Source organism: Clostridium paraputrificum AGR2156, from assembly GCF_000424025.1.
Taxonomy (GTDB): Bacteria; Bacillota; Clostridia; order Clostridiales; family Clostridiaceae; genus Clostridium; species Clostridium paraputrificum.
This window is the reverse complement of the sequence record NZ_AUJC01000010.1, coordinates 120,555-133,176: the sequence shown is the minus strand read 5'-3', so window position 1 is coordinate 133,176 and position 12,622 is coordinate 120,555. Positions and strand designations below refer to the sequence as shown.

At 30.4% G+C, this 12,622-nt stretch carries 10 protein-coding genes; 8 read left to right on the top strand and 2 right to left on the bottom strand.

The window, feature by feature from the left end:
- Nucleotides 1–107 precede the first annotated feature (107 nt).
- Nucleotides 108–794 (top strand): response regulator transcription factor, encoded by a 687-nt coding sequence (locus G594_RS0111600; RefSeq protein WP_027098738.1) that lies wholly within the window; start codon nucleotides 108–110, stop codon nucleotides 792–794.
- On the top strand, nucleotides 794–2,038 hold the full coding sequence (locus G594_RS0111595; RefSeq protein WP_027098737.1) for a sensor histidine kinase: 1,245 nt from the start codon (nucleotides 794–796) through the stop codon (nucleotides 2,036–2,038). Before G594_RS0111600 ends, G594_RS0111595 begins: the two co-directional genes overlap by 1 nt.
- 142 nt (nucleotides 2,039–2,180) lie before the next feature.
- Here the strand turns inward: G594_RS0111595 and G594_RS0111590 are convergent, their stop codons facing one another.
- The gene (locus G594_RS0111590; protein ID WP_027098736.1) at nucleotides 2,181–2,435 is read right to left on the bottom strand and encodes a hypothetical protein; all 255 of its coding nucleotides are present in this window, start codon (nucleotides 2,433–2,435) and stop codon (nucleotides 2,181–2,183) included.
- 176 nt (nucleotides 2,436–2,611) lie between these two features.
- On the opposite strand from G594_RS0111590, the gene G594_RS18845 reads away from it, so the two are divergent.
- The 4 genes from G594_RS18845 (at nucleotide 2,612) to G594_RS0111570 (ending at nucleotide 7,261) form a co-directional block, all read left to right on the top strand.
- A complete protein-coding gene (locus tag G594_RS18845) occupies nucleotides 2,612–3,238 on the top strand; it encodes a hypothetical protein (protein ID WP_051195992.1) in 627 nt (208 codons plus the stop codon).
- A gap of 151 nt (nucleotides 3,239–3,389) precedes the next feature.
- Nucleotides 3,390–4,682, top strand: coding sequence for a phosphopyruvate hydratase (gene eno, locus G594_RS0111580; protein ID WP_027098735.1), 1,293 nt, complete (start codon nucleotides 3,390–3,392; stop codon nucleotides 4,680–4,682).
- 172 nt (nucleotides 4,683–4,854) lie between these two features.
- Nucleotides 4,855–5,085, top strand: coding sequence for a preprotein translocase subunit SecG (secG, locus tag G594_RS0111575; protein ID WP_027098734.1), 231 nt, complete (start codon nucleotides 4,855–4,857; stop codon nucleotides 5,083–5,085).
- 151 nt (nucleotides 5,086–5,236) lie between these two features.
- On the top strand, nucleotides 5,237–7,261 hold the full coding sequence (locus G594_RS0111570; RefSeq protein WP_027098733.1) for a sodium-translocating pyrophosphatase: 2,025 nt from the start codon (nucleotides 5,237–5,239) through the stop codon (nucleotides 7,259–7,261).
- A gap of 97 nt (nucleotides 7,262–7,358) precedes the next feature.
- Here the strand turns inward: G594_RS0111570 and G594_RS0111565 are convergent, their stop codons facing one another.
- A complete protein-coding gene (locus G594_RS0111565) occupies nucleotides 7,359–9,182 on the bottom strand; it encodes a COG1361 family protein (RefSeq protein ID WP_027098732.1) in 1,824 nt (607 codons plus the stop codon).
- A gap of 300 nt (nucleotides 9,183–9,482) precedes the next feature.
- Here G594_RS0111565 and rnr point away from each other — a divergent pair, with 300 nt between their 5' ends.
- Entirely contained in the window at nucleotides 9,483–11,711 is a 2,229-nt protein-coding gene (gene rnr, locus G594_RS0111560) for a ribonuclease R (protein WP_027098731.1), read from the top strand.
- Nucleotides 11,712–11,747: 36 nt separating this feature from the next.
- The gene (gene smpB / locus G594_RS0111555) at nucleotides 11,748–12,218 is read left to right on the top strand and encodes an SsrA-binding protein SmpB (RefSeq protein WP_027098730.1); all 471 of its coding nucleotides are present in this window, start codon (nucleotides 11,748–11,750) and stop codon (nucleotides 12,216–12,218) included.
- Nucleotides 12,219–12,622 lie beyond the last annotated feature (404 nt).

Genomic DNA, 12,622 nt, shown 5'->3' with positions numbered 1-12,622 from the left:
TAATTACAAATACATTATACCATAAAATGTAAGTAACAAGAGGGATTTTGTAATTTCCGGGGAAATATATTAGAATAAAATGGAATAATAATTTTAAGGAGAGGTAAATGAATATTTTATTAGTTGAAGATGATGTTACTTTAGCAATGGGAATCGAATATTCTCTAAAAAATGAAGGATTTAATGTTAAGACAGTAGGAAAAATAAAAGATGCAAAAGAAAAAATAAGTAATTCACATATAGATATTATTTTATTAGACGTAAATTTACCGGATGGAAATGGATATGAGTTATGTAAAGAGGTTAGGTTAGATAGTGAGGTCCCAATAATTTTTCTAACGGCTTGTGACGAAGAGGTTAACATAGTTATGGGATTAGACTTAGGTGCAGATGATTATATAGCTAAACCAGTTAGAGTTAGGGAATTAGTAGCTAGGATAAATGCAGTTGCTAGAAGAAAAGGTGTATTATCTAAAGATAAAGAAGATAATAAAATTATTGTTAAAGATATTAAAGTGTTGCCTTTAAAATATGAAGTTTATAAAGGAGAAGAAAAACTTCAATTAACTTCAGTAGAATATAAATTACTTCTATTATTGATAGAAAACTCTGGAAATGTATTGACTAGAAAGACATTGTTAGAAAAGCTTTGGGATATAGAAGGAGACTTTATTGAAGAGAGCACATTAACAGTATATATAAAAAGATTAAGAGAAAAACTTAAAGAGGATAAGATAAATCCTTATATTGAAACTGTTAGAGGAATAGGTTATAAGTGGATAGGTGAAAAATAATGGATTTAAAAAGGTTATATAATAATCCAGAAGCTAAAAAAGTAACTATAAAGTTTTCTATTATTTTCTTATTTGGAGTTATATCAATATTTGGAGCAACTTATTATGTTGTAAATAATATAAATAGAACTTTAATGGACCAAAATACTTCTGTGTTAAGTAGTATTATAGAGAATAAAGATATACCAGAAGTTATTAAAGGATTCTATGAGATAAAAGATGGAAACGAGTTAGTAGAGGCTAAGGGGATTCTTAAAAGCTACGGATATGATGATGAATTATCTATAATGGTTAATGAGGTTACAAATAAATTCTATAAAGAAATATTAGTTATATTTATACCAATAATGATTTTATTTACTATAATGCTTTACTTAATATTCATTAAAGAGTTAAAGGATATATATTTCCAAGTTGATAATATAGTAAAAAATATTTCAGACACTTCAAATGGTAAGTTTAAGAAGATTGAACCTAAGTATGAAGAGGGAGATGTAGCTATACTTACGACTTCTCTTAATTATATGGGAGAAAGAGTTAATAATTCTATTCAAAAATTAAAGGAAGATAAAGAAAATTTAAAGGATTTCTTGTCAGATATATCTCATCAATTAAAAACTCCTTTAGCATCTTTAGTCATGTTTATAGATTTAATGAAGGAAAATGAGGATATGCCTAAGGAGGATAGAGCAAAGTTTTTAGAGAAATGTGATGAGCAAGAAGTAAGAATGGAATGGCTTATAATGAATCTTTTAAAAGTTGGAAGGCTAGAGGCAGGAGCAATAAACTTTAAAAGAGAAAGACAACCTTTAAAGGAAACTATAGAGCTAGCAGTTTCTTCTTTAGTTGGAGAAGTTGAAAGAAAAAACCAAAAGCTTATAATAACTGGAGATTTAGAATGTGAGATTGTGCATGATAGAGAGTGGTTAGGTGAAGCTATATCTAATATTACCAAGAATGCTATAGAGCATACTCAGGATGGTGGAGAAATAGAAATTCGAGTTTCTGAGGGGAAAATTATAAAGAATATTTATATTAAAGATAATGGACCTGGAATACCAAAGGATATTAGAAAAAAGGTATTTAAGAGATTTTATAAAGGTGAAAGTAGTACAGATCCAAAGAGTATAGGTATTGGCTTATCTTTATCTAAAAGTATAGTTGAAGAATTAGGAGGAGAAATAAGACTTATTAGTGAAGAAGGAAAAGGAACTACTTTTATTATTAGCTTTATAGAAATGTAGGAATGTAAGAAGGTAAGATAGATGATAAGGAGGAAATTCTGCTGTGGTTAGAATTTTCTCCTTGTATTTTCTGGAGTTTTAGTTTTTGGAGTCTTTTTGAGAATGTAGTTTGAAGTAAATTATATGATTTATATTATATGGATTATTTTGTTTTTATACTTTCATATCTAGAATTAAGGTTATTAATACTATTTTTGTCAAGCTTTTTTAATATAATCATAACTATAGTAAAAGGAATAATTGCAGATAAAGTTGAGATTAATCCTATCATAATGCTTTCACCTGAAAAGTTTCCTCCTAAATATGCAAGTGTATTACCTACACCAATCATAATACCAAAAGCTATACTGCCCAATAAAATAGTTTTAATATCATCTTTATTTAATATTTTTTTCATTTTTATTACCACCTTTTTTATTTGATTCTATGTTTTAATAATAAGCGATCAATATTACTAAGAAATTACTACAAGAATTACAAATTAGTAATAATTAAGTTAATGAAAATTTTGTTTTTCATATTATGTGATTATAAAACATATAAATATATCAAAATAATATAAAGGTAGATTCTATGAAAAAATATCATTGTTATTCAGCATGTTTTGATGATAAAACAGAAGAGTTATTTAGAGAAGCTATTTTCTTAGGGCAAGGAAATAATGGGGTTGTGTATAAGTTGCCTGAAAATAAGGTGATAAAAATTTTTGTTGAGGAAAAAGTCTGTAGTGACGAATCATATACTCTTTCAAGAACTAATGGGTCTAAGTATTTCCCTAGAATATATAAGATAGGCAAATTATATATTGTAAGAGAAATGGTAGAGGGTATTCAGCTTGATAAATACATAAAGAAAAATGGATTAAACTTAGAACTAACAAAAAATATCTACAAGCTAATAAAAGAATTTAAAAGATTAGATTTCTCTAAGATAGACACGAGATGTAAAGATGTATATGTAAAAGATGATTGTACAATAATGCTTATTGACCCCAAAAAGTGCTATAAAAGAAAAGTGAATTTTCCAAGACATTTAATGAAAGGTTTTTTAAAGCTTGAAGTTTTAGATGATTTCATAAAGTATATGGAGAAGATTGATAAGAAGAAAGCTAAGGAATGGAAGAATAAGTTTGATAAGTATTGGCAAAAAGAAAGTCAAAAAGAGAAATACCAAAGAGATGATGAAGATTTATACTTGTAGTTTTTATAAGAGGGAGTCAAAGTAAAAGTGAGTTATTTTGGGGCCCTCTTAATTAGTTTCATGAATATAAGAATAATATTTAGTAAATACTATTCTTGTTACTTGAACTAACAAATATTAGAAATATATAAGTTTTTAAGGAGGAAGAGTTATGAAAAGTTATGTTGAGATCGTTGATATTGTTGGAAGACAAATTCTAGATTCTAGATGTTTCCCAACAGTTGAAGTTGAGGTTTATTTAGATGACGGTACTGTAGGAAGAGCAGCTGTACCTTCAGGGGCTTCAACTGGTATATATGAGGCTGTAGAACTAAGAGATGGTGATAAAGATAATTACCTAGGAAAGAGCGTTGAAAAGGCTGTAAGAAATGTAAATGAAACTATCGCTGAAGAACTAATAGGTTGTAATGTATTTGATCAAACATATATTGATAAAACTATGATTGAATTAGATGGAACTCCAAACAAAGGAAAGCTTGGAGCTAATGCTATTTTAGGTGTATCTTTAGCGTGTGCACAAGCAGCTGCTAATTCTTTAGGATTACCTTTATATCAATATATTGGTGGAGTTAACGCCAAGGTATTACCAGTTCCAATGATGAATATTATAAATGGTGGTTCTCATGCAGATAACTCAGTTGATTTACAAGAATTTATGGTTATGCCAGTAGGGGCTAAGACTTTCTCAGATGCTATGAGAATGTGTGCTACAGTATATCATACTCTTAAAAAGACTTTACATGAAAAAGGATATTCAACTGCAATTGGTGATGAAGGTGGATTTGCTCCTAACCTAAAATCAAATGCAGAAGCTATAGATGTTATAATAGAAGCTATAACTAAAGCAGGTTATAAACCAGGAGAAGACATGTTCATTGCTATTGATGCTGCTTCTTCTGAATACTACAAAGATGGTAAGTACGTTTTAGAAAATGAAGGAAAGACTTTAACTGCTGAAGAAATGGTAGACTTCTTAGAAGATTGGGTTAACAAGTATCCAATAATCTCAATTGAAGATGGTATGGCAGAAGAAGATTGGGAAGGATGGAAGTTACTTACTGAAAGATTAGGTAATAAGGTTCAATTAGTTGGAGATGACTTATTTGTAACTAACACTGAAAGATTAGAAATGGGAATCGAAAAAGGAGTAGCTAACTCAATTCTTATTAAATTAAATCAAATAGGTACATTAACTGAAACTTTAAATGCTATTGAAATGGCTAATAGAGCAGGAATGACAGCAGTGGTTTCTCACAGATCTGGTGAAACAGAAGATACAACAATAGCTGATTTAGTTGTAGGCGTTAATGCAGGCCAAATTAAGACTGGGGCACCAGCAAGATCTGAAAGAGTTGCTAAGTACAATCAATTAATTAGAATTGAAGAAGAATTAGAAGATGTAGCTGAATTTAGAGGAAGAAAAGCCTTCTTTAATATTAAATAGTTTAAAAGATTAAAATCAGTAATAGAAGTGGTTAATTATTACTTCTATTACTTTTTTTATGTTATTATTTAAGAAAACTTATCTAAAAATATTTGTAAAAAAATGCATAGTGTGATATGATATTTTTATTGTAATATGTATTTATTAGGCTTACTAAGCAGGAGGTGTTCCTATGAAAACTGCATTATTAGTTTTAGAAGTTATATTAGGATTAATAGTTATTGTATCTATATTAATGCAACCAAGTAAATCAGATGCTTTAAGTGGATTAGTACAAGGAAGCAAAAATGAAACTTTCTATGCTAAAAACAAAGTAAGAACAAAGGAAGTAATGTTAGAAAGATTAACAGTTATTTCAATGGTTCTTTTTGCAGCTACTACGTTAGTATTAAACATAATATAAATAAGATAAATTAACAGCTATTTATGTAGCTGTTTATTTTTTTTGCCTTTAAATAAAATTTCCTAATTTCTTGTGACTCTTTTATGGTAAAGATGAATAGCATATAGTGAGATAATAATGGACTGCTAATTTTTATTAAGGAGATGATAAAGTGAACTTATTAATAATATCTGCACTTTGTGGTATAGCAGCTCTACTAGGAAATATTTTCATTATAAAAGGAATTGTTAAAAAAGATCCAGGGGACAATGAAATGCAAGAAATAGCTGGACATATTGAAGAGGGAGCTATGGCTTTTTTAAAGAGAGAGTATAGGTATTTAGCTGTTTTTATAGTAGTAGTTGGCCTTACTATAGCAATATTTATTAAAGTGCAAACTGCAGTGGCGTTTTTAATAGGTGCAGTATTCTCTATTTTAGCAGGCAATGTTGGAATGAGAGTTGCAGTAAAAGCTAATGTTAGAACAGCACAATCAGCAAAAATAGGAATTAAAGAGGCTTTATCTGTGGCTTTTTCGGGTGGAGCAGTTATGGGCTTATCTGTTGTTGGACTAGGGCTTTTTGGATTAGGATTACTTACAATTATTTTTGATTTAAATACAGAATATATAACAGGTTTTGGACTTGGAGCTTCCTCAATAGCTTTATTTGCAAGAGTAGGGGGAGGTATTTATACTAAGGCTGCTGATGTTGGAGCTGACTTAGTTGGAAAAGTTGAAGCTGGTATACCAGAAGATGACCCAAGAAATCCTGCTGTTATAGCTGATAATGTAGGAGATAATGTAGGGGATGTTGCTGGTATGGGAGCAGATCTTTTTGAATCATATGTAGGTTCTATAATATCTGCAATTACCTTAGGGTCATTATTAACTAATGTATCAGGAAGATATGGAGCAATATATCCTATGATATTATCAGGAATTGGAATTATAGCTTCTATTATAGGAATATTATTTGTTAAAAATATAAAGGGTAACAATCCTCAAAAAATATTGAATACAGGTAGTACAATATCAGGGATACTAGTGGTGATATTTGGAGCAATAGCTTGTTATTCTATGTTTAACTCACTAAAACTATTTATTCCAGTAATAGCTGGACTGGCTGTTGGAATGATAATAGGTAAGATAACTGAAATTTATACATCCTCAGATTACAAATCAGTAAAACTTATTGCTGATGAATCAGAAACAGGGGCAGCAACTAACATTATTTCAGGATTATCAGTAGGAATGAAATCAACAGTTATTCCAATAATATTAATTGCAATTGGAATATTAGTAGCTTACTTTGGTGTAGAAGGAGCGTCAGATGCTAAAGTAGGACTTTATGGTATTGCCCTTTCAGCAGTAGGAATGCTATCAACAACAGCTATTACAGTAGCGGTTGATGCATATGGACCAATTTCTGATAACGCTGGAGGAATTGCTGAAATGGCAAATCTAGATCCAGAGGTAAGAGAGATTACTGATAAGTTAGATTCTGTAGGAAATACAACAGCAGCAATTGGCAAGGGATTTGCTATTGGTTCAGCAGCACTTACAGCCTTAGCTCTATTTGCATCCTATGCTCAGGCTGTTAACTTAGAAAAAATTAATCTTTTAGAGCCAACAACATTAGTAGGAGTATTTATTGGTGGAATGTTACCTTTCTTATTTGGAGCATTAACAATGTTTTCTGTAGGAAAAGCAGCAACTCAAATGGTTGAAGAGGTAAGAAGGCAGTTTAAGGAAAAGAGAGGAATATTAGAAGGAACAGAAAAGCCAGATTATTCAAGATGTGTTGAGATATCAACTCAAGCTGCATTAAGGGAAATGGTTTTACCTGGAATATTAGCAATAGTAATTCCAATAGGTGTTGGTCTTCTTCTTGGAGCAGAAGCATTAGCTGGGCTTATTGCTGGGGGAGTAGTTACAGGTGTTCTAATGGCTATTATGATGTCAAATGCAGGGGGAGCTTGGGATAATGCCAAGAAATATATAGAAGGCGGAGCTCATGGAGGTAAGGGAAGTGAAGCTCATAAAGCAGGTGTAGTAGGAGATACAGTTGGAGATCCATTTAAGGATACATCAGGTCCATCTATGAATATATTAATTAAGCTTATGACAATAGTTTCATTAGTATTTGCACCACTTATCATTAAGTATGGAGGAATACTTCTTAATCTAATTAAATAATTATATTGGTTAAAAAATAGAAAAAGATAATAAGGATTTAGTAGTTAAACTACATCCTTATTATCTTTATTATTTAAATTATCTTTCTTATCTTAAACTAATGTTTTGGTCTATATTTCTTTCTTAATGTTACTACGCCACCTAATGAAGTCATAGATGCTATTAAAAGCCCTGCAATGTTTGAAGGGTCTCCAGTTTTAACTGGTTCAGATGGTTTAACTTCAGGTGTAACAGGAGTTTCTGGAACTTCTGGTGTTGGTGAAGGAGTTAAGCCTTTAACAGTTAATGTTTGAGTTAATACTATTGGAGATTCATCACCATAAGTTACTTTAACATTATAAGTTATAACCCTATCTTCATAGCTAGGTTTTATAGCTAAATTCCATACATCATTAGAACTTTCACCTGGAGCTATTGAAATAAAGTGATTTAATGAATCTTCTTCAGCTTCACCTTCTTCACCCATAACTGGAAGTGGTAATAAAGTTAAGTCATCCTTAAATTCTTCTGGAATTTCTAAGTCAACATGAACGTTTGGTTCATTATTAAAATTAGGATCTTCTTCAGCATTTTTGTTTATTGTTACATCAACTTTATATGGGTTATATTCAGTATCTACATTTGGATTAATAGATACATTTTCTCCACCAGCTAAAGAAGCTGAAATACTATGTTGAGCATTAGCCTTTATAGTAACGTTTTGTTTTACAATCTTAGTTTCTGTAGAATCAGATTTAACAATTACATTAAAATAAGCATTTATATCATCATAATAGTTACCTTCAGCTACTTTTAGTTGGATGTCTGAATTAGCACTTTGATTAGGTGTTAAAGTTCCTATATTATTTGTAGCAATACCTACAATAGATAATAAATCTCTATATTCTTCTGGAATTTCAACAGTTGAAGTAACATTATTTAATGGGATATCACCACTGTTTTTTACAGTTGCAGTGGTTTCATAAGTTGGATAAGTTCCATCTTCATTTGCTTCTATAGTATTATTATTTAAAACAGATACAGATATATCGCTATTAACTTGAGTATTTAGAGAAGATGTTCCATAGTTACTTGTAATAGTTTTTGTTTCACCAGGTTGAATAGTTATATCTTCCCAATACATAACTACACAACTATCTCCATTTTCATTACCCTCGGTTATTTCATTGTTCCATGTTCTACTTGCAGAAGTAGATAACCAATTAGTAAATTGAACTTTATTTGGTTTTGAATCTCTTGAGAAAGTATATTTAGCTACAGCTGAAGGGTTTTCTAAATTATCATAAGCAAACCAATAATTTGGTACTTGGTTACCAGTAAGCTCTTTTGCTGTATCAAAGCTTCCTGCACCGGGAACATTAAAAGGTGCGTCATCATTTCTACCTACATAAGTATCAAGCATTGTTTTAAATGAGAAAGTTTTAGCTTTATTACTAGTGTTAGTGAAGGTATAAGTCATAGTAACAGAGTCTTCATAAGAAGATCCTGGGTTCTTAGCTAAGCTTAAATTACGATTAACTTTAATACCTTTATCAGATTGATATGAAGATTTTAATGCATTTATCTCTTTATTGGTAGTAGTCCAACTTCCAGTAGGAGTAGATATAGTACCTGTAGTTAGTACATCTAACTCATTACCTACCTTTAGAACTTCAGCGTTAGAGTATCCATACAATAGGCTAACGTTATTATCGTTTTCGTTTAATGGATCCCCCCCAGTTGTTCTAATATCAAATTGACCACCTGTAATTACTTTAACCCATAAAGAATCATTAGAAATTGTATAATCTTCAGTATCGCTGTATAAAGTCAAAATTGAATTAGATTTTTCTTCAGCAGCACTTGTAGAAACAACAGGCATTATTATTAATGAGGTTGTAAGAGCTGCTGCAAGAATTAATGATAAAAATTTTCTTTTCATATTTATTTACCTCCCACAAAATGTAAATGCAAGTATAATTATATCCACTTATTGGAAATGATATCAATAAGAAAAGTTACGAATCGTTCATAAAAAGTTGACAAAAGTTTTTAAAATGTGATTATAAATTTTTATTTATGAATAATATTTAGAAAGCAAATGTCACAAAATAAAGAATGTAGTAGAATATATGAAAGTATCCTAAAGTAGTGCAATATGGTAATATAATAAATAGATTAGTTATTTTTAGAATGGGAAATATAATTAATGAAATATTATTCAAATATATAGGAGGTAATAATGGGAATAAAAGATACATTATTAGAATTCATGCGTGAAGAAGCATATAGACCGATGGATATTCAAGAACTAGTTTCAGTTTTTGACATTAATCCTGATGAATATAGAGCATTTAAAAAGACATTAAAAACAATGGAGAAGGAAGGGCTTATTTTTAGAACTAAAAAAGATAAGTTTGCACTTCCAGAAAGATTAGGACTTATTACAGGTAAACTACAAGCTCATGCTAAAGGTTTTGGCTTCTTAATTCCAGAAATAGAAGGCGAAAAGGATGTTTTTATTCCAAGTTCTTTTATAAATGGAGCTATGAATGGAGATAGAATACTTGTACAAATTACTAGGGAAGATAAGAACGGAAAGAAGAGAGAAGGAGAAGTAATTCAAATTCTAGAAAGAGCTAATACAAAGATTATTGGTGTATATGAAGACAGCAAAAACTTTGGATTTGTAATTGCAGAAGATACAAGAATTAGCCAAGATATATTTATATCTAAAAAAGACAGAAATGGTGCTAAGGACGGAGATGTTGTAGTTGTAGAAATTACTAAGTGGCCAGAGAAGAGAAGAAGTCCTGAAGGTGTAGTTAAAGAAGTACTTGGACAAAAGGGTGATAAGGGATTAGATATTCTAACTATAATTAAAAAATATGGTCTTCCAGAAGAATTTCCACCTAAGGTTCAAGCTTTTGCATCAGGTATTGACGAGGAAATACCTTTAAAAGAATATAAGAGAAGAAAAGATCTTAGAGATGTTAGAATGGTAACTATTGATGGTGAAGATGCTAAGGATTTAGATGATGCTGTTTCTATAGAGAGACTTGATAATGGTAGATATAGATTAGGAGTTCATATAGCAGACGTATCTCACTATGTTAGAGAAAAGAATCCTTTAGATAAGGAAGCTTTAAAGAGAGGTACATCAGTATACTTAATAGATAGAGTTATTCCTATGCTTCCTAAGAAGCTATCTAATGGTATTTGTTCATTAAATCCTAAGGTAGACAGATTAACACTTTCTTGTATCATGGATATAGATAGTAGTGGTAAGGTTTTAGACCATGAAATTGTTGAATCTGTAATAAGAACAAATGAAAGAATGACTTATACAGATGTAACTAAGATACTTAAGGATAATGATCCAGAGCTAAGTAAGAGATATGACTATCTTTTAGATGATTTTAAAGCAATGGAAGAACTTTGTAATATTTTATATAAGAAGAGAACAAAAAGAGGGGCTATAGATTTTGAGTTTGAGGAATCTAAAATTATATTAAATGAATTTGGTAAGCCTATTGATATTAAGCCTTATGAAAGAGAAATAGCAAATAGAATAATAGAAGAATTTATGCTTGTTTGTAATGAAACAGTGGCTGAGCATATGTTCTGGAGTCACTTACCATTTGTTTATAGAATTCATGAAGATCCAGATGAAGAAAAGCTTGAAAAGTTTAGAGAATTTATATATAACCTAGGCTATATTGTTAAATGGAATGGAGAGGTTAAACCTAGAAATCTTCAAGAAATTTTAGAAAAGGTAAGGGGTAAGAAAGAAGAAACAGTTGTAAGTACTTTACTTTTAAGAAGCATGATGAGAGCAAAATATTCTCCTGAATGTGTAGGGCACTTTGGTCTTGCAGCTAAGTATTATTGCCACTTTACTTCACCAATTAGAAGATATCCAGATTTACAAATTCATAGAATAATTAAGGAATTTATAAATGGTAAGATAGATGATGATAGAAGTAAGAAGTTAACAGCTCTTGTTGATTATGCAGCAAGACAATCTAGTGAAACAGAAAATATTGCAACAGAGGCAGAAAGAGAAGTTGACGACCTTAAGAAGGCTGAATATATGTTAGATAGAATTGGAGAAGAGTTTGAAGGCATTGTATCTTCAGTTACTTCTTTTGGTATGTTTGTAGAATTACCTAACACAATTGAAGGACTAATTCATATAACAGCTTTAGATGATGATTACTATATTTATGATGAAAATCATTTATGTTTAATGGGTGAAAGAACTAAGAAGATTTATAGATTAGGTGATTTTGTTAAGGTTAGATGTAGCAAGGTAGATATTCCAAACCGTGAAATATATTTTGATATGGTAGAAGATGAATATATTAGGGAAGAAATTAAGGCTAGCAAAGAATTAGCTGAAAAAATATCTGAAGTTAAGCAAGAACTTAAAGAGGAAGACGTTGAAGAAACAGATGATAATATATTATAATTTATAAAAGAAATAAAAGCTAAGTAGGTGAGAAATTTGGTAAGAAAAAAGAATAGTAATTCCTTAGCTGAAAATAGAAAAGCACGTCATGACTACTTTATTGAAGAAACTATGGAGGCAGGATTAGCTCTAGTTGGTACAGAAGTTAAATCAATTAGAGGAGGTAAGTGTAATTTAAAGGATAGCTATGCAGATATAGAGAATGGTGAAATTCTTATAAAGCAAATGCATGTAAGCCCATATGAACAAGGAAACATTTTTAATGTTGATCCTATGAGAAATAGAAAGTTATTACTTCATAAGGAAGAAATTTTTAGACTTCAAGGATTAGTTCAAAGGGATGGATATACTTTAATTCCATTATCACTTTATCTAAAGAATGGTAGAGTTAAGGTTGCTCTTGGGGTTTGTAAAGGTAAGAAGAATTATGATAAGAGAGATTCTATGCTAGAAAAAGCTGCTAAGAGAGATATGGATAGAGCTATTAAAAATAGTGGCAGATATTAGTTAGGATAAAAAAGATAATAAAGATGCCTGAATATCTAAATCTATGATTTAGTAATATGAGGGTACTCTGTGAGTAAGAGAGATAAGGTGGAGAAATTGCTTGGCAATTTCTCTGCCTTTTTTTGTAGTAAAGTAAGGAGGTAAAAAGGTAAAAAGGTACGAGGAAAGATAAAAAGGATAATCAGGATAAAAGAGATAATAAAGTTGAAGAGGAAACTCTGCTATCGCTAGAGTTTTTGAAATATATAGATCGGCAGTGGTAATTATGAAAGTTTTATTTGTGGGAATGGGATTTTGATTTTAAGTTGAGTTTGTGAGAGCGAAGGTACGAGGTAAGATAAAAAAGATAATCGGGATAAAAGAGATAATAAAGTTGAAGAGGAAACTCTGCTGTCGCTAGAGTT

Excerpts from the sequence above, each read along its gene's own strand:
- G594_RS0111595 (WP_027098737.1), top strand. The coding sequence starts at position 794 with ATGGATTTAAAAAGGTTATATAATAATCCAGAAGCTAAAAAAGTAACT.
- eno (WP_027098735.1), top strand. The coding sequence starts at position 3,390 with ATGAAAAGTTATGTTGAGATCGTTGATATTGTTGGAAGACAAATTCTA.
- G594_RS0111600 (WP_027098738.1), top strand. The coding sequence starts at position 108 with ATGAATATTTTATTAGTTGAAGATGATGTTACTTTAGCAATGGGAATC.
- secG (WP_027098734.1), top strand. The coding sequence starts at position 4,855 with ATGAAAACTGCATTATTAGTTTTAGAAGTTATATTAGGATTAATAGTT.
- G594_RS0111565 (WP_027098732.1), bottom strand. The coding sequence starts at position 9,182 with ATGAAAAGAAAATTTTTATCATTAATTCTTGCAGCAGCTCTTACAACC.
- G594_RS0111590 (WP_027098736.1), bottom strand. The coding sequence starts at position 2,435 with ATGAAAAAAATATTAAATAAAGATGATATTAAAACTATTTTATTGGGC.
- rnr (WP_027098731.1), top strand. The coding sequence starts at position 9,483 with ATGGGAATAAAAGATACATTATTAGAATTCATGCGTGAAGAAGCATAT.
- G594_RS18845 (WP_051195992.1), top strand. The coding sequence starts at position 2,612 with ATGAAAAAATATCATTGTTATTCAGCATGTTTTGATGATAAAACAGAA.